Source organism: Duganella caerulea (assembly GCF_040362985.1).
GTDB classification, from domain to species: domain Bacteria; phylum Pseudomonadota; class Gammaproteobacteria; order Burkholderiales; family Burkholderiaceae_D; genus Rugamonas; species Rugamonas vulcania.
This window is the reverse complement of record NZ_BPWJ01000005.1, coordinates 455,050-479,727: the sequence shown is the minus strand read 5'-3', so window position 1 is coordinate 479,727 and position 24,678 is coordinate 455,050. Positions and strand designations below refer to the sequence as shown.

20 protein-coding genes are annotated in these 24,678 nt (G+C 66.1%); 11 read left to right on the top strand and 9 right to left on the bottom strand.

What is annotated here, in order from left to right; translation table 11 throughout:
* The first annotated feature begins 2 nt into the window (after positions 1-2).
* Together ACUJB0_RS17900 and ACUJB0_RS17895 are read left to right on the top strand one after the other, a co-directional pair.
* Positions 3-1,100, top strand: coding sequence for a hypothetical protein (locus ACUJB0_RS17900; protein ID WP_444846376.1), 1,098 nt, complete (start codon positions 3-5; stop codon positions 1,098-1,100).
* Between the two features lie 14 nt (positions 1,101-1,114).
* Complete coding sequence (locus tag ACUJB0_RS17895) at positions 1,115-1,540, top strand: phosphate ABC transporter substrate-binding protein (RefSeq protein ID WP_444846375.1); 426 nt, start codon at positions 1,115-1,117, stop codon at positions 1,538-1,540.
* On the opposite strand, the gene ACUJB0_RS17890 is transcribed toward ACUJB0_RS17895, so the two are convergent.
* On the bottom strand, positions 1,537-5,904 hold the full coding sequence (locus tag ACUJB0_RS17890) for a molybdopterin cofactor-binding domain-containing protein (RefSeq protein ID WP_444846374.1): 4,368 nt from the start codon (positions 5,902-5,904) through the stop codon (positions 1,537-1,539). The two genes, ACUJB0_RS17895 and ACUJB0_RS17890, sit on opposite strands and share 4 nt — an antisense overlap.
* Positions 5,905-6,140: 236 nt before the next feature.
* Between ACUJB0_RS17890 and ACUJB0_RS17885 the strand changes: the two genes are divergently transcribed.
* The 3 genes from ACUJB0_RS17885 (at position 6,141) to ACUJB0_RS17875 (ending at position 11,826) form a co-directional block, all read left to right on the top strand.
* Positions 6,141-7,628, top strand: a complete 1,488-nt coding sequence (locus ACUJB0_RS17885) for a glycoside hydrolase family 30 protein (protein ID WP_444846373.1) — start codon at positions 6,141-6,143, stop codon at positions 7,626-7,628.
* 73 nt (positions 7,629-7,701) lie between these two features.
* Entirely contained in the window at positions 7,702-9,072 is a 1,371-nt protein-coding gene (locus ACUJB0_RS17880; protein ID WP_444846372.1) for a glycoside hydrolase family 5 protein, read from the top strand.
* A 39-nt stretch (positions 9,073-9,111) separates the two neighbouring features.
* Positions 9,112-11,826 (top strand): TonB-dependent receptor, encoded by a 2,715-nt coding sequence (locus ACUJB0_RS17875; protein WP_444846371.1) that lies wholly within the window; start codon positions 9,112-9,114, stop codon positions 11,824-11,826.
* A gap of 18 nt (positions 11,827-11,844) precedes the next feature.
* Here the strand turns inward: ACUJB0_RS17875 and ACUJB0_RS17870 are convergent, their stop codons facing one another.
* The 6 genes from ACUJB0_RS17870 to ACUJB0_RS17845 form a co-directional block, all read right to left on the bottom strand.
* Positions 11,845-12,243 (bottom strand): EF-hand domain-containing protein, encoded by a 399-nt coding sequence (locus ACUJB0_RS17870; protein WP_444846370.1) that lies wholly within the window; start codon positions 12,241-12,243, stop codon positions 11,845-11,847.
* A gap of 241 nt (positions 12,244-12,484) precedes the next feature.
* The gene (locus ACUJB0_RS17865; RefSeq protein WP_444846369.1) at positions 12,485-12,961 is read right to left on the bottom strand and encodes a nucleoside deaminase; all 477 of its coding nucleotides are present in this window, start codon (positions 12,959-12,961) and stop codon (positions 12,485-12,487) included.
* Entirely contained in the window at positions 12,958-13,953 is a 996-nt protein-coding gene (locus tag ACUJB0_RS17860; protein WP_444846368.1) for an aromatic ring-hydroxylating dioxygenase subunit alpha, read from the bottom strand. The genes ACUJB0_RS17865 and ACUJB0_RS17860 overlap by 4 nt, the downstream gene beginning before the upstream one ends.
* Before the next feature lie 17 nt (positions 13,954-13,970).
* Positions 13,971-15,053 (bottom strand): BMP family ABC transporter substrate-binding protein, encoded by a 1,083-nt coding sequence (locus tag ACUJB0_RS17855; RefSeq protein ID WP_444846367.1) that lies wholly within the window; start codon positions 15,051-15,053, stop codon positions 13,971-13,973.
* Between the two features lie 24 nt (positions 15,054-15,077).
* Complete coding sequence (locus ACUJB0_RS17850) at positions 15,078-15,929, bottom strand: outer envelope protein (RefSeq protein ID WP_444846507.1); 852 nt, start codon at positions 15,927-15,929, stop codon at positions 15,078-15,080.
* 134 nt (positions 15,930-16,063) lie between these two features.
* Complete coding sequence (locus tag ACUJB0_RS17845) at positions 16,064-16,816, bottom strand: GntR family transcriptional regulator (protein WP_444846366.1); 753 nt, start codon at positions 16,814-16,816, stop codon at positions 16,064-16,066.
* A 275-nt stretch (positions 16,817-17,091) separates the two neighbouring features.
* On the opposite strand from ACUJB0_RS17845, the gene ACUJB0_RS17840 reads away from it, so the two are divergent.
* The 5 genes from ACUJB0_RS17840 (at position 17,092) to ACUJB0_RS17820 (ending at position 22,832) form a co-directional block, all read left to right on the top strand.
* The gene (locus ACUJB0_RS17840; protein ID WP_444846365.1) at positions 17,092-18,633 is read left to right on the top strand and encodes an ABC transporter ATP-binding protein; all 1,542 of its coding nucleotides are present in this window, start codon (positions 17,092-17,094) and stop codon (positions 18,631-18,633) included.
* On the top strand, positions 18,620-19,708 hold the full coding sequence (locus tag ACUJB0_RS17835; RefSeq protein WP_175048134.1) for an ABC transporter permease: 1,089 nt from the start codon (positions 18,620-18,622) through the stop codon (positions 19,706-19,708). Before ACUJB0_RS17840 ends, ACUJB0_RS17835 begins: the two co-directional genes overlap by 14 nt.
* The gene (locus ACUJB0_RS17830; RefSeq protein ID WP_444846364.1) at positions 19,705-20,631 is read left to right on the top strand and encodes an ABC transporter permease; all 927 of its coding nucleotides are present in this window, start codon (positions 19,705-19,707) and stop codon (positions 20,629-20,631) included. Before ACUJB0_RS17835 ends, ACUJB0_RS17830 begins: the two co-directional genes overlap by 4 nt.
* Before the next feature lie 197 nt (positions 20,632-20,828).
* Positions 20,829-22,475, top strand: a complete 1,647-nt coding sequence (locus tag ACUJB0_RS17825; RefSeq protein ID WP_444846363.1) for a methyl-accepting chemotaxis protein — start codon at positions 20,829-20,831, stop codon at positions 22,473-22,475.
* A 42-nt stretch (positions 22,476-22,517) separates the two neighbouring features.
* Positions 22,518-22,832, top strand: a complete 315-nt coding sequence (locus tag ACUJB0_RS17820; protein WP_444846362.1) for a 2Fe-2S iron-sulfur cluster-binding protein — start codon at positions 22,518-22,520, stop codon at positions 22,830-22,832.
* On the opposite strand, the gene ACUJB0_RS17815 is transcribed toward ACUJB0_RS17820, so the two are convergent.
* Entirely contained in the window at positions 22,777-23,679 is a 903-nt protein-coding gene (locus ACUJB0_RS17815) for an AraC family transcriptional regulator (RefSeq protein ID WP_444846361.1), read from the bottom strand. The two genes, ACUJB0_RS17820 and ACUJB0_RS17815, sit on opposite strands and share 56 nt — an antisense overlap.
* 111 nt (positions 23,680-23,790) lie before the next feature.
* Here ACUJB0_RS17815 and ACUJB0_RS17810 point away from each other — a divergent pair, with 111 nt between their 5' ends.
* Positions 23,791-24,327 carry a carboxymuconolactone decarboxylase family protein gene (locus tag ACUJB0_RS17810; protein ID WP_444846360.1) on the top strand — a complete coding sequence of 179 codons (537 nt, stop codon included), beginning with the start codon at positions 23,791-23,793 and terminating at the stop codon, positions 24,325-24,327.
* On the opposite strand, the gene ACUJB0_RS17805 is transcribed toward ACUJB0_RS17810, so the two are convergent.
* Positions 24,324-24,647: a hypothetical protein gene (locus tag ACUJB0_RS17805; RefSeq protein ID WP_444846359.1), complete on the bottom strand. Its 324-nt coding sequence runs from the start codon at positions 24,645-24,647 to the stop codon at positions 24,324-24,326. The genes ACUJB0_RS17810 and ACUJB0_RS17805 overlap by 4 nt on opposite strands.
* Positions 24,648-24,678: the final 31 nt, after the last annotated feature.

Here is a 24,678-nt window from a genome sequence, read left to right as displayed (position 1 = left end):
GGATGCCTGCCACCTCTCACCTGATTCCGGCCGCGCTGGCGGCATTGCTGAGCTTGTCTGCGCAAGCGGCCGAGGCGCCGGCCGATCCGGTGCGGCCGTGGCTGTCGGTCAACGGTTTCGGCACGGTCGGGCTGGCGCATTCGGACGACCATAACGCCGACTATGTGTTCGACAACCTGCAACCGAACGGCACCGGCCGCAACCGTCAGTGGACCGGCGATGTCGACAGCCGCCTGGGCGTGCAGCTGACCGCCAACTTCACGCCGCAGCTGTCGGGCGTGGTGCAGGTGGTGTCCGAGTACCGCTGGAACGACAGCTACCGGCCGCTGGTCACCTGGGCCAACCTGAAGTACGCGTTCACGCCGGACCTCAGCGTGCGCGTGGGCCGGATCGGCTTGGCCAGCTTCCTGATGTCGGATTCGCGCCGGGTCGGCTACAGCAACATCACGGCGCGCCCGCCGATCGAGGTCTACCGCCTGCTGGTGCTCAAGGAAAGCGACGGCGTGGACGCTTCGTACCGGATCCACGCCGGCGACATCAGCAACACCACCAGCATCCTGTACGGCAAGCGCACCGTCACCAACACGCGCGGCATCGACGTGCATTCGACCGCCGTGATGGGCGTGTTCGACACGCTGGAAAAGGGACCGCTGACCCTGCATGCGGCCTACCAGGAGCGCGATGTCGACAACCAGAATCCGCCGCGCGGACGCTTCGCGTCGCTGGGCGCGTCGTGGGATCCCGGCGAGTGGTTCGTGGCCGGCGAATGGGTGCGGGCCACCAACTATGACGGCAGGCGCGTCAAGGCCATCCGCGAGGCATGGTATGTGAACGGGGGCATGCGCTTCGGCGCGCTGACGCCGTATGTCACCATGTCCGAGCTGCGGCCGCTGACCGATACCGGCGGCATCCCCGTGGCCCAGCGCACCTACGCGGCCGGCATGCGCTGGGACGTGGCGCGCAACCTCGACTTCAAGCTGCAGTGGGACCAGCTGCACCTGGGCGCCAATTCCTACGGCACCTTGCAGAGTGTGGTGGCCGGCGCGCCGCGCGGCGGCCATGTGAACGTGGTCAGCCTGCTGGCCGACTTCCTCTATTGATGCGGAGACCGACCATGCGCCTGCCCGTCTCCGTCCATTGCCTGCTGGCCGCGCTGCTGCTGGCCGGCAGCTGCAGGGCCGAGGTGGTGGTGATCGTCTCGGCCCGCAATCCGGTCAAGGCCCTGAGCGGCGAGCAGGCGTCCGACCTGTTCCTCGGCAAGGCGGTCGAGTTCCCCAACGGCCTGCACGCGGTGCCGATCGACCAGAGCGAAGGCTCGCCGGTGCGCGACATCTTCTATCTGAAGAGCAGCGGCAAGGCGCCGGCGCAGATGAAGGCCTACTGGGCGCACATGCTGTTCACCGGCCGCGGCCAGCCGCCGGTGGAGTCCGGCGACAGCGCCGCCATCAAGCGCCTGGTGGCCGACAACCCCAACCTGGTGGGCTATATCGACCGCAGCGCGCTCGACGCCAGCGTGCGCGCGGTGCTGTCGATCCACTAGCCCGCGCGCAGGTCTGCCGTGTCGACCAGGCAGGCTTCGCGCACGCGCTGCACCGTGGCTGGCGACTCCATCTGGAACCATTCGTGGTGGCCGCGGTCCTGGCGCGCCGCCAGCACGGCGCGCTTGATCGCGAAGAAGGCCGCCACCGCCAGCGTCATCGGCGGTTCGCCGATTTCCTTGGCCGACAGGATGTCGCCTTCCTCCGGCGCGTTCGGCGCCAGCTCGCGCGGGAACATCATGATGTTCATCTCCAGCGGAATCGACTGCGCGGCAGGCGGTTTGTATTCCCAGGTGTTGGTGGTGTACAGCGCGCCCGGCGCCGGCCGCGTGGCGCTCGGCGCGGTGCTGGAATCGGCCGGCTGGTAGCTCAGGTCCTCGCTGGTCACATAGCCCAGGCCCTGCACGAAGCCGCCCTCGACCTGGCCGACGTCCACCGCCGGGTTCAGGCACTTGCCGCCGTCGTACACCACGTCCGCGCGCAGGATGGTGGTCTCGCCGGTCAGCACGTCGAGCTCGACCTCGACGCAGGCCGCGCTGTAGGTGTAGCCGGTGAAGTAGTCGACCTCCTCCTTGGCCGGCTGGCCGTCCACAATCTTGAACTCCAGATTGCCGTCGGGATGCTCGCCGCCCTCGATCGCCACCCGCGCCTGCGCCGACAGGTTGAGCCGGTCGTTGAAGGCCATGGAGACGATGTTCTTCCAGATCATGGTGGTGACGCCATCCTGCGTGACCTCGGCGCGCCAGCCTTCCTTGTAGTCCCAGAAGTTGATGTGGTTGGCCGCGCACCAGGCGTTGCCCTTGGTGGTGAGCAGGTTCAGGCAGTACGCCTCCAGCCGGTGGCGCAGCTCGCCGCAGGCCTGCTGCGCGGCCAGGCCGTTGAACGAGGTGCCGGTCGAGGCGCCCGTGCTTTCCGGATTGGGCACGACGGCGGTGTCGTTCTCCGCCACCCTGATCATGCCGATCGGGACGTTGAGCGCGTACGCCACCACCTGCGCCATCTTGGTGTTGAGGCCCTGGCCCATCTCGATGCCGCCGTGGCGCAGCAGCACCGTGCCGTCCTGCGAGTACACCTCGATCAGCGCGCCGCCCTGTTCCAGCAGCGCCAGGTTGAAGCCCGAGCCGTACTTCACCGGCAGCACCGAGATGCCGCGCTTGCGCCAGCGGTTGGCGGCGTTGAACCCGGCCACCGCCGCCTCGCGTTTGGCGAAGTCGGCCTTTTGCAGCGTGTAGTCCCACACCTCGCGCATGTAGCACGAGTCCAGCGGTTCGGCGTATGGCGTGACCTGGCCCTGCACGTACAGGTTGCGCGCGCGCACCTGCTCGGGCGTGAGGCCGACCGCGTGGGCCGCCGCCTCGATGGCGTCCTCGACGATGATGGCGCCCTGGATCATGCCCACCGTGCGCATCGAGGTGTTGCTGGTCTTGTCGGTGCGGCAGACGTCGGTGGTGCAGGACCAGTTGGGGATGAAGTAGGCCGAGTCGCTGCGCAGCGCCATGCAGTCGCTGATGACGAAGCTGCAGTCGTAGGTGCGGCCGCCGTCGAGCCAGTAGTCGGCCTGGAAGCCGAACAGCTTGCCGTGCGTGAGCGGGTTGCTGGCGTCGCCGATGGCGATGTTGTAGTTGCCCAGCGCCGGGTGGCGGTGGCCGAACATGGCGGTGTCGACCTGGCGCAGCGCGGCCATGCGCAGCGGCCGGTTCAGCTTCCACGCGCCGACCGCGGCGATGGTGCTGGCGAACGCCGACTGCCCGCACTTGCCGCCGTAGCCGCCGCCGATGCGGCGCACGCGCACGTCGACCTTGTTGACCGGCAGCGTCAGCACGCTGGCCACCGCGCCCTGCACCACGTTGGCGTCCTGGGTCGAGGCATAGACGCGCACCTGGCGGTCCTCCACCGGCTCGACGTAGCTCGACTGCGTCTCCATGTAGAAGTGGACCTGGCTGCCGACCTTCTGCCGGCTGGCCACGCGGGTGCAGCTGACCGGGCCGTACAGCTCGCTGTTGATGGAGATGTTGTGGTCGATCACCGGCTTCAGCAGGTCCGGCTGGTCGGGCGTGCGCGGCTGGACCCAGGCCAGGCTGGTGCCGCTGCGGGTGATCTTCCAGATGTGCGAGTACCACGGCGCGCCGGCCGGCTTGTCCAGGTAGACCAGCTTGCTGCGCGCGGCGTCGGTGTCGGGCAGGTCGATCTGCGGGCGCTGGGCGGTGAATTGGCAGAAGTGCGTTTGCAGATAATTGGCCGCTTCCTGCGCCAGCTGCTCGTTGCGCGCCACCACCATGCCGATGCACTGGCCGTAGCCGGTCAGGAGCAGCGGCGCGCGCGCGTCGTAATTCGGCGGCAGCGCGCCGCCCGGACAATCGGCGGCGGCCACGCTGATGGCGAAGATGGGATCATCCATCGCCATGCCGTCGATCACCCTGCCGGGCACGTCGATGGCGGTGATGTAGTCCTTCACGCCCGGATAGACGGCCTGCAGCGCCGCCAGCACCTCGGCCGGCGAAGCCGGGCCGTTCACGCCCGGCACCTGGTAGACGCAAGTACCCAGCGCGACCATGCTCTGCACCGGCGCGCCGTTCATGCCGGTCGGCGGCATCGGGATGTCGTGGATGTACTGGGCCTCGCCGGTGGCTTGCAGCATGGCTTCGATTTTGACGTAGGGTACGTGGACCGGGAACTGGTCGGCGTATTCCTTGTAGGCCTGCGTGCCTTTCGACACCGGCCGCTCGCCGCGTTCGCCGGCCGAGCGCAGCGCCGGCGGCACCGGCAGGCCGCGCCACTCGCTGACGGCGATGAAGAATTTGTATAGGAAGGATTCGGCCAGCTGGCGCTTGTAGGTGGCGCTGTAGCCCTCGTCGGGCAGCTGCGCGTAGTGGGCGGCGTAGCGATCGGTGAGCGCGTCCAGTTCCCGGCGCAGCACCGGCATGGCTTGCGCCAGCGCGGCGGCGTCCCAGTGCTGGCCGCGCAGCGCCTGCTCGGTGTGCGGCATCCGGGTGGCGGTTGGCGACATGCCGCCGAATACCAGCGCGATGTCGGTCACGCGCTGCTGCGCGTCGAGCTTCACGCGCATGCCGCTGTTGACGATGGAGTGGGCGTTGACCTCGCGCTGCGCGGTCTTGTAGGTCTGCGCGTATTCGTCGGCGCCGGTCAGGCGCACCTGATAGGACAGCAGCACGCAGCCCTCGGCGTGCCGGCGCCAGTAGTCGGGCAGGTCCAGCAGCGGCAGCGTCTGCGGTTCGGGATGTGCGGGCGCGCTCACCGTCACCATGGCGTCCAGCGCGGCCAGCGCCGTGTACAGGTCGGAAGGGAAGGGCACGCCCTGCTCGGCGTGCGTGACCACCAGCATGGTGTTGCCGGCCAGCGTGGCGGCGTTGCGCACGATGCCGCCGGCGGTGCGGCCCGCCATGTAGGCCAGCGCCTGCAGGCCGGCGTTGGGTGTTTTCTCGTTGGCGGCGTCGAGGAAGTCCAGCAGCTTGGCGTACAGCACGCCGCCGCCCAGGCGCAACTGGCCGTCCGCCAGGCTCAGCGCGTGCAGCTCGGGCAGGTGCGAGATGTCGATGAACACGTGCGGATTTTCCACCGTGCGCGGATACACGCCGATCGAGGTGTTCCCGCCGACCAGGCGCAGGTTGGCGCGGTCGTGGAAGTCGCGCATCAGGCCGATGGCGCTGGACACCGTCAGCGGCCGGAACCAGTGGTAGCCGTTGGCCGAGTAGTGCACCGGACGCGGCGGCTTGCGCAGCTCGGCGGGGAAGGCGATCTCCACCGGCGCGACCTTGTCCACCTTCTCGGCCGGATCGATTTCGCACTTCATGCAGCCGGCCTCGTCGACCTGTGGATTCCAGTCGGAGGCGAAGGTTTTCTTGAAGCCGTACAGGATGGGACGGTAGCCGGTGCAGCGGCAGATGTTCCCGTCGAACATGGCCTCGATCTCCTGCTTGGTGCCGGGCTTGGGTCCGCGCTGGGCCACGGCGGCGGTCATGTTCATCACCCAGCCTGGCGTGCAGTAGCCGCATTGCGTGCCGTTGTTGCTGGCCAGCCCGTCCTGCACGCTGCTGATGCAGCCGGACTTGACGCTGCCCGTGCCTTCCACCGTGGTCACCAGCATGCCGTCCAGCGAGGCCACCGGACGCAGGCAGGAGTTGACCGAGCGGTGCTCGACCTGCTGGGTCTCCTCGTTCCAGCTCGACAGCATGACGGTGCAGGCGCCGCAGCCGCCTTGTTTGCAGCCGATCTTGGTGCCGGTCAGGCCCACTTCCGGCGAGCGCAGGTAGTCGGCCAGCAGCACGGTCGGATCGACCGTCGGCAGCTGGACCCGCTCGCCGTTGAGATAGAACACGAGGTCAAGTGTTTGATCGGATGGGGACATGAAAAGGCTCCTGTGACATGGGTGGCGTGGTGCAACGTGGCGAATTCGATACAGCGACAAACATAATTTTGCGCATATTTTTCCCGGAGAAAACTCACCAATTAACACGGTCCGCGTTTTTCCGCGATTGACATTCAAGAATTCACGGTGCTATAGTGAATTTAATAAGTGGAAGCGTTTCCACTCGTAAAAAACACATAGACAGACGGGCTAGGACCCTTCTGCATGGAGACAGAATGTTCACAGCCAGCCACGCTCTGCCAGGCGACCGGGCCTCGCGCCGTTCGTCCGACCACCGTTCGCCGCACCCACTGCTGCGGCTGTTGGCCATCCCGGTGCTGCTGCTGTGCGCGCACGGCGCCGCGCAGGCGCAAGGCAAGGTGCAGGCGTGGATCACCACCGGCGACCAGACACAGTTGCTGGCGCGCGGCGCCGACGCCGCCTTCGGCCCGGGCGCCAAGGCCGCCACCGTCATCGAAGTCGACCCGTCCCAGCGCTACCAGGAGATGGTGGGCTTCGGCGCCGCCATCACCGACGCCTCGGCCTGGCTGATCCAGAACCGGCTGAACCCGCAGCAGCGCGGCGCGCTGATGAACGAGCTGTTCGGCAAGGCGCCCGGCGCCAACTTCAGCTTCACGCGGCTGACCATCGGCGCCTCCGACTTCTCGCGCCACCACTACAGCTTCGACGACATGCCGCCCGGCCAGACCGATCCCACGCTGGCGCATTTCTCCATCGAGCCCAACCGCGCCGACGTGCTGCCCGTCACCAAGGCCGCGCTGGCGATCAACCCCAGGCTGCGCGTGATGGCCTCGCCGTGGAGCGCGCCGGGCTGGATGAAAAGCACCGACAGCCTGATCCAGGGCACGTTGAAGCCGGAAGCCTACGCGCCGTTCGCGGCCTACCTGTCGCGCTACGTCGGCGCGTATCAGCAGGAAGGCGTGCCCATCTTTGCGCTGACCCTGCAGAACGAACCGCACTTCGAGCCGAAGGATTATCCCGGCATGCGGGTCGAGCCGGCACAGCGCGCCGCCTTCATCGGCGGCCACCTGGGACCGTTGCTGGCGAAAGAACATCCGCAGACCCGCATCCTGGACTGGGACCACAACTGGGACGAGCCGGGCTCGCCGGCCGCCGTGCTGCAGGATCCGGTGGCCAGCAAGTACGTCAACGGCGTGGCCTGGCACTGCTACGCCGGCGACGTGCGCGTGCAGGCCGCGCTGCACGACCGCTGGCCGGACAAGGACACCTATTTCACCGAATGCTCGGGCGGCAAGTGGGCGCCGGTGTGGTCGGACAATCTGAACCACTTCGCCCGCACGCTGGTGATCGGCGCCACGCGCGGCTGGGCCAGGGGCGTGCTGCTGTGGAACCTGGCGCTGGACGAGAACGACGGCCCGCACCTGGGCGGCTGCAAGGATTGCCGTGGCGTGGTCACCATCGACAGCCGCGACGGCAAGGTCACGCGCAACGAGGAGTACTACGCGCTGGCCCACGCCAGCCGCTTCGTGCGCCAGGGCGCGCGCCGCATCGCCTCGACCAGCGGCTACGACGACCTCGACACGGTGGCGTTCCGCAACGCCGATGACGGTTCGGTGGCGCTGCTGGTGGTGAACTCGGCCAAGACGCCGCGCAGTTTCGCCGTGCGCCTGGCGCCGGGCCGGCGCAGCTTCAGCTACACCCTGCCGGCCGCCAGCGTCGCGACATTTACCTGGCAACCCTGACACGCACTGCCGTGCCAACCGCGCGGCAGTTTTTTCAACCCGGATGTGGAAGCGCTTCCACAAGGAGATACGGATGGTCAAGTTACTGAGTGCGTTGTGTGCGGCGTGTGCCGTGGTGCTGGCCGCTTGCGGCAGCGGCGGCGGCGCCAGCGTGGTGGCGGCGCCGGTCACGCCGGTGACCCCGCCGCAGGCCGAGATCAAGCCGACCCCGGTCACGCCGGTGCCGGTGCTGCCGCTGACCATGCTGCACACGCAGGGCACCAAGTGGCTGAAGGCGGATGGCGGCCAGGTCGCGCTCAAGGGCACCAACCTCGGCAACTGGCTGATCAACGAATTCTGGATGATGGGCCAGGGCAGCGCCGGCATCGACGACCAGTGCAAGCTGGAGGCCAACTTCGACAGCCGCTTCGGCTACGCCGAGCGCCAGCGCCTGATGCAGCTGCTGCGCGATAACTGGATCACCACCCGCGACTGGGATCAGATGCAGAAGTTCGGCCTGAACGTGGTGCGCCTGCCCTTCATCTACAGCGTGGTCGAGGACGAGAAGAACCCGCGCCACCTGCGCGCCGACGCCTGGCGCTACCTGGACGACGCCATCGCCCAGGCCGAGAAGCGCGGCATGTACGTGATCCTCGACCTGCACGGCGCGGTCGGTTCGCAGGGCTGGGAGCAGCACAGCGGCTGCGCCAACAAGAACCTGTACTGGTCCACGCCGGAATTCCAGGACCGCACGGTCTGGCTGTGGCAGCAGGTCGCGGGGCGCTACAAGGATCGCGCTGCGGTGGCCGGCTACAGCGTGCTCAACGAACCGTGGGGCACCACGGCCGCCAACCTGGCCGCCGTGGTCAAGACCCTGTACACGGCGATCCGCGCGGTCGATCCCAACCACGTGGTGATCCTGCCTGGCCATAACAGCGGCAACATCACCGCCTACGGCAAGCCGTCCGACCAGGGCATGAGCAATGTCGCGTTCGAGATGCACTTCTATCCCGGCCTGTTTGGCTGGGGCCAGACCGGCCTGCAGGTGCACAAGGACTGGCTCACCTGCGGAGGTGGCGGCAACAGCGGCGTCTGCGAATGGGACAACAAGATCAAGGCCGTCGACACCGCCTTCTTCATCGGCGAAACCCAGCCGTGGATGGGCATGGGCCTGGACCTGGGCGGCCAGGTGGGCCGCGCTTCGTTCGACACCTACGCCAAGTACGGCTGGGCCACCACGGCGTGGAGCTGGAAGGTGGTCAGCAACGGCGGCGGCCAGGGCAACGGCAGCTGGGGCTTTGTGACCAACGCGGCCGGCGCTGCCGTGCCGGCCATCGACTTCACCAAGGCGCCCATCGCCGACATCGAGAACCTGTTCAAGTTGTTCGGCACCCAGGCTTACGAGGTCCACCAGCCCCTGCAGGACTGGATGACCAGCAGCACCGCACCACAACCCTTCCGTTAGCACTATCAACCCGTCTAAAATTATAAGAGAGACTAGAAGATGAGCAAGCCAACACAAGCACTCGCACTGACACCGATCGCCGCCGCCTGCGCGGCGCTGATGATCGCATCCGCCCCGGCATGGGCGCAACAGGCCCCGTCCGCCACGGCGGACGGCAAGGAAGTCCAGTCGGTGGTGGTGACCGGCATCCGCCGCAGCATCGAGACCTCGATGGCGGTCAAGCGCGATGCCGACTCCATCGTCGAGGCCATCACCGCCGAGGACATCGGCAAGCTGCCCGACGTCAGCATCGCCGAATCCATCGCCCGCCTGGCCGGCCTGACGGCGCAGCGCGTCGAGGGCAGGGCGCAGGTGATCTCGATCCGCGGCCTGGCGCCGGACTTTTCCGGCACGCTGATGAACGGCCGCGAGCTGGTCTCCACCAGCAACAACCGTGGCGCCGAGTACGACCAGTATCCGTCCGAGCTGATCAACGGCGTCACCGTCTACAAGACGCCGGACGCCTCGCTGGCCGGCGGCGGCCTGTCCGGCACGGTGGACCTGCACACCGTGCGCCCGCTCGACATCCGCGAGCGCACCATCGTGTTCAACGCGCGCGGCGAGCACAATTCCAACGGCAAGCTGAACTCGAACAGCTCGGCCAACGGCAACCGCATCAGCGCCTCCTACGTGGACCAGTTCATGAACAACACGCTGGGCGTGGCGTTCGGCTACGCGCACCTGGACTCGCCGGGCCAGCAGCAGGAATACAAATCGTGGTGGTGGGGCACGGACAACAAGCTGCCCAAGGGCGACGAGGATGTGGTGGCGTTGAAGGGCGCCGAAGTGACGGCCACCTCGCGCAAGCAGAAGCGCGACGGCCTGATGGGCGTGATCGAATACCGTCCGACCAAGGAATTCCGCACCACGCTGGACCTGTACTATTCCGAGTTCAAGGAAGACACCACCATGCGCGGCATGATGTGGAACTCGCACCAGTGGAGCGACGTCACGTACAACAATCCGATCATCCAGACCATAGGCGGCACGCGCCTGCTGGTGGGCGGCGCGCTGGTCAACCTGGAACCCATCGTCCGCAACGACTTCAACACCCGCAAGGACCAGCTGGGCGCGGTCGGCTGGAACAACACCTACCGCAAGGACGGCTGGACCCTGGTGGGCGACGCGTCGTACTCGACCGCCAAGCGCCGCGAGCAGGTGCTGGAAACGTACGCCGGCCTGGGCCCGGCCAACTCGCACATCACCGACAACAACTTCCAGTTCCGCATCCCGACCGCCAGCGGCCTGCCGACCTTCACGCCAAGCATCAACTTCGCCGACCCGTCCATCATCAAGCTGACCGACGTCGGCGGCTGGGGCAAGGACGCGGACATGCACCATCCGGTGGTGGAGGACAAGCTGGGCTCGATCAAGCTGTCGGCCAAGCGCGACCTGGACGGCATGTTCCGCAGCCTGGAGGGCGGCGTCAACTACAGCAAGCGCGAGAAGACCCACGCCGACACCAACAACTACTGGAACCTGAACAACGGCCGCGCGCCGGCGGTGGTGTCGCCGGACCTGATCCAGCCGTCCACCTCGCTGTCCTTCGCCGGCATCCCGAGTGTGCTGACCTATGACGTCATGGGCGTGCTGGGCAAGTACTACACGATGCAGCCGGCCCGTCCCGACGACCAGGCGCTGCAGGACTGGGGCGTGACCGAGAAAGTCACCACCGCCTACGCCCGCCTGGGCATCGACACCGACGTCGGCCCCTTCCCGCTGCGCGGCAACATCGGCCTGCAGGCGGTCAACGTCGACCAGCAATCGCGCGGCGCCATCGTCAACGCCGGCAAGCTGGGTTCGATCACGGGCGGCTCCCGCTACACCGACTACCTGCCCAGCCTGAACCTGAACTTCGATCTCGGCAAGTACCTGGAGACCACCAACCTGCGCTTTGGCGCGGCCAAGACCGTGGCCCGGCCGCAGATGTCGGACATGCGCGCCGGCGTCTCGGGCGGCGTGGACGCCACCACCCGCATGTGGAACGGCAGCGGCGGCAATCCGCAGCTGGAACCGTGGCGCGCCAATTCCTATGATTTGTCGATGGAAAAATACATGGGCAAGCGCAGCTACATCGCCGGCGCGCTCTGGTACAAGAAACTGCAGAGCTACATCTACAACCAGCAGACCGCGTTCAGCTTTGCCGGCTTCCCCAACCCGTCGGCCGTGGTGCCGCTGCAGGACATCGGCACGCTGAACCGTCCGGCCAACGGCGCCGGCGGCCTGGTCAAGGGTGTCGAGCTGTCGGGCGCGCTGGACGGCGGCCTGCTGTATGCGCCGCTCGAGGGCTTCGGCGTGACGGGCAGCATGTCCGGCACCGAGAGCTCGATCCATCCTAACGGTCCGGGCACCAAGGAGAAGTTGCCGGGCTTGTCGGGCGTGGTGTCCAACTTTACGGTGTACTACGAGAAGTCGGGTTACCAGGCGCGGGTGAGCCGCCGCTACCGTTCGGCGTATCGCGGCGAGGTGACCGGTTTGTTCGCGCAGCGTTCCTTCAGCGAGATCCTGGCCGAGCGACAAATTGATCTACAACTCGGTTATGCGATCGAGGAGGGCCGCTACAAGGGCTTGTCGTTCCTGTTCCAGGTCAATAACCTGAACAACTCGCCGTACCAGACGCGCCAGGGCGATCCGTTCTCGGGCGGTTCGTACGCGCCGGAGCGCTACACCACCTACGGCCGCCAGTTCCTGCTGGGGGTGAACTACAAGCTGTAAATTGAAGAGGCGCGCCGCTCAGCGCGAGCGCGCTTCTTCGCGCCGCTGGATGATGAAGGCCTTCAAGTCCTCGAAGGTGACCACGCCGCGCTGGGCGGTGTCGATATGGTCGAAGTTCTTTTCCACGAAACCCAGGCCGGCGTTATGCGCTTCCTCGCGGCTGAGGCCGCCGCTGCTGTCGACGTCGGCGTCTTCGAAGCGCTGCTTCAGCTTCTGCATGGACTGGTATTGCAGCATGGGGCTGGGCGCACCGTCGCGCGGCGGCTTGCGCATGGCTGGCGGAATGTAGGGATCGGGATGGGCCGGCGCCGACATCAGGGCCGGCGCGACGACCGGCTGGGGCTGCTGGATCTGGGCGTGCGCGCAGGCGCAGGCCACCGTTGTGGCCAGCATGGCAATGTGGATGAACTGCTTCATTATCGTCTCCCCCGCGCCGAGTATTCAGCCTGGCGCATGGCTGGTGGTGCCACTGTGACGCTGTTGAGGAAATTAATCAAATCCGATTGCAGGGTTCGGCTTGTAGTGTCGTCTGGAAACGTCACTTGTCAAATTACATATTCTTTGAACAAAATTGACGGCGACGCACGCTTTGCCAGGGCGCGACTCATCGGCCCGGATCACAATTATGATCCCGGTCCGATTGGAATGCATCAGTAATTTACTTGTGCCAGAAGCCGGCGTGCGCCAGGCGCGCCTCGTCCTCGCGCATCGGGCCGATGACTTCGGTGGGACGCTGGCCGCGCGCGAACACCTCGCGGCAGGGCAGCGACAGGGTGGGATTTTCGGGATCGCTGCCGGTCAGTGCCAGCAGGCTTGCTTCGGACATCGCATACACCACGCGTCCCACGCCGCTCCAGTAGGTGCCGCCCGCGCACATGGCGCAGGGTTCGGCGTTGGCGTACAGCGTGGCCGTGGCCAGCTGCTCGGGACTGTGGCGCTGCGACGCCTGGCGCAGCGCGTTCATCTCCGCGTGCGCGGTGCGGTCGCTGCTTGATGCGTTCATCGCTTCGGAGATCACCGTGCCGTCGGCGGCGACCACCATCGCGGCGAAGGGATGATGGCCCTCGTCGCGCGAGCGCTGCGCCAACGCCAGTACGCGGGTGAGGAATTCGTGGTCCTGGGCGGTGGCGGTCATGTGTTCTCCTGGTCGTTGCGCAGGACGCCGTAGCGCAGGTCCTGCTGTTTGAGATAGCCGCGGTAGGCCAGCGACATGCGGTCGCAGGCCACCGAGACTTCGGCGCCCGGTATCAAGGGCAGCCTGCTTGGGCTCTGGCTTTCGAGTATCGGCCGGTCCTGCAGGAAGATGGTGTCCTGGAACTGGCGCAGCTCATCGTCGCCGGAGGTGAAGTCGTCCAGCGCCAGGATGATCCAGACGCGGGTGGTGGTTTCGGTCAGCGGCTGCAGCATCAGCGCGATGGCTTCGCGCACGCTGGCCGCTGGATGTTTGGTCAGCACGGCGGTCAGTGGACGCACCACGCGGTAAGTGTATTCGATGTCGGCGCCGGCGGTGGCGGCCTTGCTGGCCTGCGGCTGCCATGCGCGGCACTGTTTCGCCCAGATGCCGCTGCCGTATTCGGAGTCGTCGAAATTCTCGACGGTGTAGCTGGCGATGGCGGCCTGCTCCCGCACGCCCAGTATGCCCTCGTGGACGAAGGCGAAATGCGCCATGTCGAGGAAGTTCTCGACGATGCGCGGTCCGCTGCTTTGCACGTCGTATGGTCCGCACCAGACCTTGCGCAAGGCTGCGTCGGCGAATTCGGGGAACGGCGGCGGCGCCGGCGCTACGGGCTCGCCAAGGCAGACCCATACCAGGCCATAGCATTCCTGCACATGGTAGGTGGCGACTTGCGCTTTCAGGTTGGCCTCGCCCAGTGCGGGCAAAGCGGGGATGTGCTTGCAGCGGCCTTCGGTGCCGAAGGTCCAGCCGTGGTAGGCGCAGCGCAGCGTGTCGTTGTGCAGGGCGCCCATCGACAGGCGGGTGCCGCGATGCGGGCAGCGGTCTTCCCACGCGTGCAGCGCGCCGCCGCTGTCGCGCCACAGGGCGAGGCGCTTGTCCAACAGGTCGGTGGCCGTGATCGCGCCGGCCGCGATCTCTTGCGAGAGCGCGACCGGGTGCCAGTCGTTCAACAGGACTGGATCAGAGCTCACTTCGGAATCGAGCCTTCCACGCCCTGCACGTAGAAGTTCATCGACAGCAGGTCCTTCACCGGCGCCGCCACGCCGGCCGCGTACTTGATGGCGCCCGACTGGTCCTTGATCGGACCGGTGAACGGCGCGAAGGTGCCGGCGGTGAGCGCGGCCTTCTTCTCTTCGAACGCCTTGGCCGCATCGGCCGGCACCACGGCGTTCAGCGCCGACATCTTGACCATGCCTTCCTTCATGCCGCCACGGTACTCACCGGTTTTCCAAGTGCCGGCGATGACCGCCTTGGCGGTTTCGATGTAGTAGGGCGCCCAGTTGTTGGTGGCCGCCGTCAGGTGCGCCTTCGGTGCGAACTTGGACATGTCCGAATCCCAGCCGAACGCGTACACGCCTTTTTCCTGCGCCACTTGCAGGGTGGCCGGCGAGTCGGTGTTCTGCGCCATCACATCCGCGCCTTGCGCCACCAGGGTTTCCGCCGCCTGGCGTTCCTTGGCAGGGTCGTACCACGAGTTCACCCAGATCACCTTGGTCTTCACGCCGGGATTGACGCTCTGCGCGCCCAGCGTGAAGGCGTTGATGTTGCGGATCACCTCAGGCACGGGGAAGGAGGCGATGAAGCCCAGCGTCTTCGACTTGGTCATCTTGCCGGCGATGACGCCGTTCAGGTAAGCGCCTTCGTACAAACGCGATTCGTAGGTGCCCAGGTTCTTGCCGGTCTTGAAGCCGGTGGCGTGCATGAACACCACGCCCGGCGTGGTCTTGGCGACCTTCTCGGTCGGATTCATGTAGCCGAAGGAGGTGGTGAAAATCAGCTTGTTCCCCTCGGCCACCAGCTTGCGGATCACGCGTTCGGCGTCCGCGCCTTCCGGCACGTTTTCGACGTAGGTGGTCTTGACCTTGGCGCCGAGCTCCTTCTCCATCGCCAGGCGGGCCTGGTCATGGGCGTAGGTCCAGCCGGCGTCGCCGACCGGGCCGACGTAGACGAAGCCGATCTTCAGCGGCTCGGCCGCGAACACGGAGGCGGACATGCCGATGGTGGCGGCGGCCAGCGCGGCCACGGCCAGTACTTTGCGACGATTGATCATACGGTTTCCTTTGATGGGCAGGGTTTAGAAGTGGTATTCGGCGCGGACCATCGGCGTCTTGGCCGTTGCGCCTGGGTTGTGGGTGTCCGGGTTGCCGAACTTGTTTTTCCAGAACTGGTACTCGACGCCGACCTTGAAGGTATTCTTGGCCGCGCCGACCGCGCCGCTCATGTCGTACATGACCTGCATGTCGATGTTGGTCTCGCGCGCGGTGTCGCCGCCGAATTCGTTCTTGCCCTTGGTGCCGATGAAGTTGGCGAAGCCTTCGAACGACAGCGGGATGCCGATGTTGAACGGGATGCCCCACGCGGCGGTCAGCATCGGGTGGGTCTTGTAGGCGTAGCGCGGGGTGGCGGCGCCGGTGAAGGTGTTGAACGGCGCGTTGCTCTCCCACAGGGCGAGCAGGCTGACGTCGAGGAAGCCCGGCACGTCCATCATCAGCGTCGGGCCGGCGACGACCATGCGCTTCTTGGAGTTGTAGCCGGCGTCGGTCTTGCTGTTGAAATCGAAGCCCACCGTGGCGCCGACGCCGCGCACCGGACCGAAGGCCCAGCTGTTGCCGGTGACTTTGCCCAGGTCCAGCGTGTGGCGGTACAGCGCGTAGGCCTCATGCGCGCCGCTCTTGGCGCCGGCCGACGACGGGTCCACTTCCGACGACATCAGGAAGTCGACGCTGAAGAAGTTCTTGCCGTACTTGTAGCCGGAGACGCTGCTCAGGTTGACGATGTTCTTGGTGATGTCCTTGTCGTTGAACGGTTCGGCGAACTTGGTGCCGTAGCGGTAGCTGAGCGAGGTGTCGCTCCAGTCGGCGGCGTGGGCGGCGCAGGCGCAGCAGGCGAGAAGGGCGAAGGCGGTGCGGGAGGCGAGACGGGACATCATGGAGCTCCATTCAGTGAGATTAAAGATGGCAAAAGCAGGACAGCACGGTTTGTAATAACTTCTTTTGTATCCAATTCGTTTTTGTGATTGGATTCAATCTCATCGACATCTCTAGCAATTCCCGGGCCAAGCTAGTATCCGGATAGTGCCTCGGCCAGATTCACTTTCTTGTCCTGCTCATGCAGGTGCAGGCGCGCTTCGATTTCCAGCAGGTGGTGCTCGATCAGATGGATGGCTTCCTTGACCTTGCGCTGCTCGATCAGCGTGGCCAGGTCCTGGTGCTCGTCGTTCTCGCACATGGTGGCGCCGGGCGCCTCGTACAGCGCGATGATCAGCGAGCAGCGCGACACCAGCTCCGCCATGAAGCGCTGCAGCACCTGGTTGCCGGCCAGCTCCGCCAGCAGGATGTGGAACTCGCCGCCGAGGCGTATCCAGCCGGCGCGGTCGCCGGTGCGGCGGGCCTGGTCCTCGGCGTGCAGCGCGGCGCGGATCTGCTTGAGCGAGGCGGGCGTCGCGTTGCGTATCACCAGCGGCACGATCTCGCGCTCGATGGCGCGGCGGGCGGCGAAGATGTCGCGCGCTTCCTCCGGCGTGGGCGAGGCGATCACCGCGCCGCGATTGGGGCGCAGCTCGATGATGTGGTCGTGCGCCAGCCGTTGCAGCGCCTTGCGCACGGTGGTGCGGCTGACCTGATACAGCTCGCAGAAATCGGCTTCGCCCAGATGGGTGCCGGGTGGCAGGCGGTGGCTCATGACGGCATTGACGACCGCGCGGTAGATGCGCAGGTCGACGGCGGTGGTCCCGCGCTTGATGGCGGCAGGCGCGTCCGCAACGACGGCCGCGGTGGCGGCCTTGCGAGGTTGGCGTTTGCCTTGTAATGGCATTGATCGATTCTCCGTGAGGGTGGTGCTCACACTGCATAAAGCAGGAACCATGCTAACTACATCGTGTACAAAGCTGCGTTGAAGCTGTCTTGTATTGTGTACGAAAATACTTTGTTTTGTCCTCATTTTTGAGCGTGACGCACATTTTTGGTGAAAAACTGTGTCATATTTAGTGCACTCTCCGGTCCAAAACAGAGCGTTTACGGCGGATCGCGTGTGGCATGCTAATTGCGTCTGTTTTTGTATTCAATTTGTATACGATGAGGGAAGCGCCGATGACAGAGCCGCGCCTGAAGATGCTGGGCATCTCCAAGATTTACCCTTCCGTGGTGGCCAACGCCGCGGTCGACCTGACCGTCATGCCGGGCGAGATCCACGCGGTGCTGGGCGAGAACGGCGCCGGCAAAAGCACGCTGATGAAGATCATCTACGGCGTGACCAAGCCCGATGAAGGCCAGATCATGTGGGAGGGGAAGCAGGTCAACATCCACTCGCCGCACGACGCGCGCAAGCTGGGGATCGGCATGGTGTTCCAGCATTTCGCGCTGTTCGAGACGCTGACCGTGGCCGAGAACATCGCGCTGGCGCTGGACGAGAAGATCGCGCCGGCCGCGCTGGCGCCGCGCATCCGCGCCGTCTCCGAACAATACGGTTTGCCGCTGGACCCGCAACGGCTGGTGCACAGCATGTCGGTGGGCGAGCGGCAGCGGGTGGAGATCGTGCGCTGCCTGCTGCAGTCGCCACGGTTGCTGATCATGGACGAGCCGACCTCGGTGCTGACGCCGGACGCGGTCCTCAAGTTGTTCGAATCGCTGCGACGCCTGGCCTCCGAAGGCGTCAGCATCCTGTATATCAGCCACAAGCTCGACGAGATCCAGTCGCTGTGCGACAAGGCCACCGTGCTGCGCGGCGGGCGCGTGTCCGGCATCGCCAATCCGAAGGAGGAAAGCGCGAAGTCGCTGGCTGAATTGATGATCGGCCGCGAGCTGCCGGTGTGCGTGCACAAGCCGCGGGAACCGGGCGAGGTGCTGCTGGCGCTCGACCAGCTCAATGTGCGCAGCGAGGATCCATTCGGCACGCGGCTCAAGGACGTCTGCCTGGAACTGCGCAGCGGCGAGATCGTCGGCATCGCCGGCATCTCCGGCAACGGCCAGCAGGAACTGTTGAAGGCCATCTCCGGCGAGCGCGCGCTGGCCGCCGGCAGCGGCGCGATCCGCCTGTGCGGGCGCGACGTGGGCAAGCTCGATGCCGCGCAACGGCGCCAGCTGGGGCTTGGCTTCGTGCCCGAGGAGCGGCTGGGACGCGGCGCCGCGCCCGAACTGTCGCTGGCCGATAACGCGCTGCTGACCGGCTATCTGCCGGCCGCCAACACCGGCATGGTCAAGCGCGGCCTGATACAGCGCGGCGCGGTGCGCGAGTTCGCGCGCAAGGTGATCGAGCGCTTCAACGTCAAGTGCGGCGGCGAGCAGTCGGCGGCAGCCAGCCTTTCGGGCGGCAACCTGCAGAAGTTCATCGTCGGCCGCGAGATCGCGCTGGCGCCGAAGGTGATGGTGTTCGCGCAGCCCACGTGGGGCGTGGACATCGGCGCCGCCATGCTGATACGGCAGGCCATCATCGACATGCGCGACCAGGGCGTGGCGGTGCTGGTGCTGTCCGAGGAGCTGGACGAATTGTTCATGATGAGCGACCGCATCGCCGTGCTGGCGGACGGGCGCTTGTCGAAGGCGGTGCCGGCGGGCGGCACCAGCATCAACCAGATCGGCGTTTGGATGAGCGGCGATTTCGACTACCAGGGAGCAGAACATGTCGCGGCTTGAACAACGCCCGGAACCTTCGCGTTCGATGATGCTGGCGTCGCCGTTGATCGCGGCGGCGGCCATGCTGCTGACCGGCTCCGCGCTGTTCTTCTTCCTCGGACAGGAACCGCTGCATGCCTTCTACGTCTACTTCATCAAGCCGTGGACCACGCTGTACGGCGTCGGCGAGCTGCTGCTGAAGGCGACGCCGCTGATCCTGTGCGGCGTGGGCCTGGCGATCGGCTTCCGCGCCAACGTCGCCAACATCGGCGCCGATGGGCAGCTGACGGTGGGCGCGATCGCCGCCGGTGCGGTGGCGCTGTATTTCGACGAGGTGCAGGCGTGGTGGGTGCTGCCGCTGATGCTGGTGGCCGGCGCGCTGGGCGGCATGCTGTGGGCCGCGATTCCCGCGCTGCTGCGCACGCGTTTTAACACCAGTGAGATCCTCGTGAGCCTGATGCTGGTGTACGTGTCGTATCACTTGCTGAGCTATCTGGTGCACGGGCCGATGCGCGATCCGGCCGGCTTCAACTTCCCGCAGTCGAAGATGTTCAGCGACTCGGCCACCCTGCCGCTGCTGGTGGAGGGGCTGCGGGTGAACGCGGCCTTCATCCTGTCGCTGCTGGCGGCGGTGGCGGCCTGGTTCTTCTGCAAGCACACCTTCGCCGGCTACCGCATGCAGGTGAGCGGCATGGCGCCCGCCGCCGCGCTGTACGCAGGCTTCAGCGAGCCGCGCAACGTGTGGCTGGCCTTCATGGTCAGCGGCGCCTTGTCCGGCATCGCCGGCGTGGGCGAGGTGGCGGGGCCGCTGGGGCAGATGCAGCCGTCGGTGTCGGCGGGCTACGGCTTCGCCGCCATCATCGTCGCGTATGTGGGACGCTTGCATCCGCTGGGTGTGGTGCTGTCGGCGTTGCTGATGTCGCTGCTGTACATCGGCGGCGAGACGGCGCAGATCGAGCTGCAGGTGCCGTCGGCGATCACCGGCATGTTCCAGGGCCTGCTGCTGTTTTACCTGCTGGCCGCCGACCTGTTCATCCACTACCGTTTCAAGCCGCGCGCGCGGCACCTGCCTGTCACCGTTGGAGAAACCGCATGATCAGCACCGAACTGTTAATCGCCTTCCTGGCCAGCACGGCGGGCGCCGCCACGCCGCTGGTGGTGGCCTCGATGGGCGAGCTGGTGACCGAACGTTCCGGCGTGCTCAATCTGGGCATGGAGGGCATGATGCTGGTGGGCGCAGTGGTGGGCTTCGGCGTCACGCTGGGGACGGGGCAGATGTGGCTTGGGCTGCTGGCGGCGATCGTGGCCGGCATGCTGATGTCGCTGATCTTCGGCTTCCTGGTGCTGACGCTGCAGACCAACCAAGTGGCCACCGGATTGGCATTGACTTTGTTCGGCATCGGGCTGTCGGCCTTCATGGGGCGAGGCCTGGTGGGGCAGACGGTGGAGCCTATGCCGCACCTGCATTTTCCGCTGCTGTCCGATTTGCCTTTCGTGGGGCCGCTGCTGTTCCGTTTTGACGCGATGGTATATGGCTCGGTGGCGCTGGTGCTGCTGGTCGGGTGGATGCTGGCGCGCACGCGGCTTGGGCTGGTGATACGCGCGGTGGGCGAGTCGCCGCACAGCGCGCATGCGATCGGCTTTCCGGTGATCGGCCTGCGCTACGGCACGGTGCTGTTCGGCGGCGCCATGGCCGGCCTGGGTGGCGCCTACCTGTCGTTGGCGCTGACGCCGATGTGGGTCGAAGGCATGACGGCGGGACGCGGCTGGATCGCGCTGGCGCAGGTGGTGTTCGCGACGTGGAAGCCGCGCGGCGTGATGGTGGGCGCCTATCTGTTCGGCGGCGTGACAGTGCTGCAGTTCCACGGGCAGGGCATGGGGCTGGATATTCCGTCGGAGTTCCTGTCGATGCTGCCTTACCTCGCCACGATCGTGGTGCTGGTCATCATTTGCCGGAATCCGCAGACAATATTGTTGAATAAGCCAATGTCCCTGGGGCAGAACTTCAAGCCGGACTGACGCTTGTTGTATTTCCATTTTGAAAATTTGATCCAGGTCAAAAATCGACAACAAAAACCGGCAGTAAAAATTCCCTGCGACAATTGGTGACTTTGTCGCAGGGTTAATCCCTCTATTCTGGACTCGTTGGCTACACGCCAATGGCGCTCCCCAGACCCCGGCACGCCCTTTCCGTTTATTCACAAAAAGGAATGGCCATGCGCATCAATAGTCCAATCACCCAGAACGAATACCTGATGGAAGACGGCAAGACCATCGTCTCCAGCACGGATTTGCAGGGCAATATCAACTACGCCAATCCTTATTTCATCGAGGTCAGTGGCTTCACCGAGCAGGAGCTGATCGGCGCGCCGCAGAATATCGTCCGCCATCCCGACATGCCGGTCGAGGCGTTTGCCGATTTGTGGCGGACCATCAAGGCGGGCACGCCGTGGACCGGATTGGTGAAAAACCGCTGCAAGAACGGCGACTACTACTGGGTGCTGGCGAACGTGACGCCGGTGATCGAGCAGGGCAAGCCGGTTGGCTATTTGTCCGTGCGGACCAAGCCCAGTCGCGAACAGGTGCGCGAGGCGGACGACGTGTATCGCCAGTTCAAGGCGGGCAATCCGCGCCGGCTGCGCATCGTCAACGGGCGGGTGGTGTCGACCAGCGTGATGGCGCGGCTGGCGCGCTTGCTGGACATGTCGCTGGCGCGGCAAATCGGCGTGGCCACGCTGCTGACCAGCGGCGTGCTGGCCTTGCTGGCCTTTGCGCTGCTGGGCATGAACGACGCGGGCATCGTCGCGGCGCGCAGCTGGATGGGCGTGATGGCGATGATCGCAATGTTGGGCATGGCGTGGTTCGGCCGTAACCTGTACCTGAACGTGGCGCTGCCGCTGCGCCAGGCCACGCGGGCGGCGCGCATGATGGCGGGCGGCGACCTGACCGCGGCCTTCGATATCCAGCGCGACGATGAAGTCGGGCAGCTGCTGGTGGCGCTGCGGCAGACCAACGTCAACCTGCACAGCATCATCGGCGACGTGCGCGCCAACTTCGACCAGATCTCGCTGGCGACCGGTGAAATCGCGGACGGCAATATGGACCTGTCGGGACGCACGGAGTCGCAGGCATCGAGCCTGCAGCAGACGGCGGCCAGCATGGAAGAGCTGACGTCGACCGTCCAGCAGAGCGCCAGCAACGCCGCCAGCGCCAATGAGCTGGCGGAGCGGGCGTCCGCTGTGGCGGCGCAGGGCGGCAGCATCGTGTCGCAGGTGGTGACGACGATGGACGACATCAGCGCATCGTCGAACAAGGTGCTCGACATCATAGGCCTGATCGAGGGCATCGCGTTCCAGACCAATATCCTGGCGCTGAACGCGGCGGTGGAGGCGGCGCGCGCCGGCGAGGAGGGGCGTGGCTTCGCCGTAGTGGCCAGCGAGGTGCGCAACCTGGCGCAGCGTTCGGCCACGGCGGCCAAGGACATCAAGATCCTGATCGACCAGTCAATCGAGAAGGTGCAGGCCGGCACCGCGTTGACCAGCAGCGCCGGCGTGACGATGAACCAGGTGATCGAATCGGTGGACCGGGTGTCGCGCGTGGTGGAGGAGATTTCGAATGCGACCCGCGAGCAGAGCGACGGCATCGTGCAGGTGAACCAGGCGGTGATACAGATCGACGACATCACGCAGCAGAACGCGGCGCTGGTGGAGCAGGCCGCGGCGGCCGCCGGCAATCTGGCGCAGCAGACGCGTTGCGTGTCGCAGGCGATGGCGGTGTTCAAGCTGCGCGGCGCGTTGGGGGTACGGCGTTCCGCTGCGGCGCCGGCTGGGCGGGCGAAGCCTCAGCTCAAGCTGCTGGCCTGACGGTTTATCATGCTGGTTTGACGCGGCATTTCGGGAAGCAGCATGGACAAGGCAGTACGGGTAACACTGGCGGGGCAGGGATGGACCTTCGACGCGCAAGCGCCGGCGACGGTGCTGCAAAGCGCGGAGCGCGGTGGCGTGCGCCTGCCCAGCTCCTGCCGCAACGGCACCTGCCGCACCTGCATCTGCCTGAGCACCAGCGGCACGGTGCGCTACCTGATCGAGTGGCCGGGCCTGAGCGCGGACGAAAAGCGCGAGGGCTATATCCTGCCGTGCGTGGCCATCGCCGAAACCGATCTGCTTATCGTGGCGCCCGCCGCCTCCAGGCTCCCGGCCCCACCAGATACTGGCGCTTGAAGGCGCGGTTGAAGGCCGCTTCCGATTGATAGCCCACCGCCTCGGCGACGTCGCCCGCGTGCCGGCCGGCGTCCAGCAGGCGCGCGGCCTGCGCCATGCGCAGCTGCGTCAGCACGACGGCCGGCGCGGCGCCTGCGGCTTGCTTGAACAGGCGCGCGAAGGTGGCGCGCGACATGTGGCATGCCGCCGCCAGTTGTTCCAGTGTCCACGCCCGCTGCGGCGCGGACAGCATGCCGTCCAGCGCGGCCAGCAGGCGGCGCTCCGCCAGCACGGCGAACAGTCCCGGTACCGCCATCGATTGTTCCAGCCAGCTGCGTATCGATAGCGCGAACAAGGCCGACGCCAGCTGGCGCACGATGGCCCCCGATCCGGCGCGCGGCGCTTCCGCCTCCGCCTGCAGCATGGCGATCAGGTGGTTCAGGCCTTGCGCGTCGGCGCGGTTCGCGGTGCGCACCACCAGCATCGGCGGCAGCGCGGCCAGCAGGCCGTTGGCGCCGTCGTCGTCGAAGCGGAATTCGCCGCACAGGATGTCGGTGGCGGGGCCGTCGCCGTCGTTGCCTTCGTAGCGCAGCAGGCCGGGCGCCACGTGCATAGGCGAGGCTTGCGCCGGATCCCCGATGTAGAGCCGGTGCGCGGCGCCGTGCGGGAAGACGATCAGGTCGCCCGCTTGCAGCGTCATGCCGTCGGCGCCGTCCACTAGCGCCGCGCCGCGCACGATCAGGTGGTAGGGCGCGATACCGCTGGCGCTCGCCGGGTGGTCCAGCACCCACGGCGCGCCGAAATGGCAGCGCGTGTCCAGCGCGGTGCGCATCGGGTATAGCGAGAGCAGGCGGCTGAGGGTGTCCATGGCGAACTTCGAATGAGACGAATGAGCAAATTGTAGCGCATATCGAGCATTCAGGATCTTGCCCGGTGAGCCTAGACTGTTTCCATACCAACTCACCTGAAAGGAAACATCATGTCCCGTCTGACTACTCAAGCTGTCTCGGAAGCCACCGGCCACGCCGCGCAATTATTCACCGCCATCAAAGGCTCGCTTGGCAAGGTGCCGAATGCCTATGTCACGCTGGGCACCAACAGCCCGATCGCGCTGGAAACCGCCTTGAATATGGACGCCGCGCTGCGTAAAAGCAGCCTGTTGGCGAAGGAAGTGGAAGTGGTCAAGCTGGCTGTCAGCCAGGATGCGCAGTGCGACTACTGCCTGGCCGCGCATACGATGGCGGGCGCCAGGTCCGGCCTGGGCGGCGAGACGATGCTGAACGTGCGCCACGGCCAGGCCAGCGGCGACGCGCGCATCGATGCGCTGGCGGCTTTCGCGCATACCGTTTTCACCACCAGCGGCGAGGTGCCGGCGGAGGTGGTGGCGGCGGTCAAGCAGGCCGGCTACAGTGACGCGCAGATCGTCGACGCGCTGCTGGCGATCGCCACGATCACCTTCACCAACCTGTTCAACCGGGTGAACGCGACGACGCTGGATTTCCCTCCGGCGCCTTAAGCCTGCGGGCCGCCGTCGCCGCGTTTGCGCAGGCGGCTCAGTAGCGCGTCGGTCGATTCGCTGAGCGGCACGCCGTGGCGCCGCATCAGCTGGATGTTCAGCACCATGTTCTCCAGCACCAGCTTGGCCGCCACGGCCAGCAGCGTCAGGTGCTTGTCTTCCTCGCTGAAGCTTTCCATCGCCTCGGCCATCTCGCACAGGTGGTTGGAGATCAGGCCGCGCAGGTCGTGCTCGTCGAACGGCAGGTCGGCGAAATCGATCGGGTCTTCCTTCTCCACTTCCTCCATCAACAGTTCCAGCTCTTGCGGTGTGATCGTCATGCGGCGCTCCGTTAGTTGATGCGGTTTTATT

What these genes read in the sequence shown, in the direction of transcription:
- ACUJB0_RS17810 (WP_444846360.1), top strand. Translation starts at nt 23,791, where the DNA reads ATGTCCCGTCTGACTACTCAAGCTGTCTCGGAAGCCACCGGCCACGCC.
- ACUJB0_RS17900 (WP_444846376.1), top strand. Translation starts at nt 3, where the DNA reads ATGCCTGCCACCTCTCACCTGATTCCGGCCGCGCTGGCGGCATTGCTG.
- ACUJB0_RS17885 (WP_444846373.1), top strand. Translation starts at nt 6,141, where the DNA reads ATGTTCACAGCCAGCCACGCTCTGCCAGGCGACCGGGCCTCGCGCCGT.
- ACUJB0_RS17895 (WP_444846375.1), top strand. Translation starts at nt 1,115, where the DNA reads ATGCGCCTGCCCGTCTCCGTCCATTGCCTGCTGGCCGCGCTGCTGCTG.
- ACUJB0_RS17845 (WP_444846366.1), bottom strand. Translation starts at nt 16,816, where the DNA reads ATGCCATTACAAGGCAAACGCCAACCTCGCAAGGCCGCCACCGCGGCC.
- ACUJB0_RS17840 (WP_444846365.1), top strand. Translation starts at nt 17,092, where the DNA reads ATGACAGAGCCGCGCCTGAAGATGCTGGGCATCTCCAAGATTTACCCT.
- ACUJB0_RS17820 (WP_444846362.1), top strand. Translation starts at nt 22,518, where the DNA reads ATGGACAAGGCAGTACGGGTAACACTGGCGGGGCAGGGATGGACCTTC.
- ACUJB0_RS17870 (WP_444846370.1), bottom strand. Translation starts at nt 12,243, where the DNA reads ATGAAGCAGTTCATCCACATTGCCATGCTGGCCACAACGGTGGCCTGC.
- ACUJB0_RS17805 (WP_444846359.1), bottom strand. Translation starts at nt 24,647, where the DNA reads ATGACGATCACACCGCAAGAGCTGGAACTGTTGATGGAGGAAGTGGAG.
- ACUJB0_RS17865 (WP_444846369.1), bottom strand. Translation starts at nt 12,961, where the DNA reads ATGACCGCCACCGCCCAGGACCACGAATTCCTCACCCGCGTACTGGCG.
- ACUJB0_RS17855 (WP_444846367.1), bottom strand. Translation starts at nt 15,053, where the DNA reads ATGATCAATCGTCGCAAAGTACTGGCCGTGGCCGCGCTGGCCGCCGCC.
- ACUJB0_RS17880 (WP_444846372.1), top strand. Translation starts at nt 7,702, where the DNA reads ATGGTCAAGTTACTGAGTGCGTTGTGTGCGGCGTGTGCCGTGGTGCTG.
- ACUJB0_RS17875 (WP_444846371.1), top strand. Translation starts at nt 9,112, where the DNA reads ATGAGCAAGCCAACACAAGCACTCGCACTGACACCGATCGCCGCCGCC.
- ACUJB0_RS17890 (WP_444846374.1), bottom strand. Translation starts at nt 5,904, where the DNA reads ATGTCCCCATCCGATCAAACACTTGACCTCGTGTTCTATCTCAACGGC.
- ACUJB0_RS17825 (WP_444846363.1), top strand. Translation starts at nt 20,829, where the DNA reads ATGCGCATCAATAGTCCAATCACCCAGAACGAATACCTGATGGAAGAC.
- ACUJB0_RS17830 (WP_444846364.1), top strand. Translation starts at nt 19,705, where the DNA reads ATGATCAGCACCGAACTGTTAATCGCCTTCCTGGCCAGCACGGCGGGC.
- ACUJB0_RS17835 (WP_175048134.1), top strand. Translation starts at nt 18,620, where the DNA reads ATGTCGCGGCTTGAACAACGCCCGGAACCTTCGCGTTCGATGATGCTG.
- ACUJB0_RS17815 (WP_444846361.1), bottom strand. Translation starts at nt 23,679, where the DNA reads ATGGACACCCTCAGCCGCCTGCTCTCGCTATACCCGATGCGCACCGCG.
- ACUJB0_RS17850 (WP_444846507.1), bottom strand. Translation starts at nt 15,929, where the DNA reads ATGTCCCGTCTCGCCTCCCGCACCGCCTTCGCCCTTCTCGCCTGCTGC.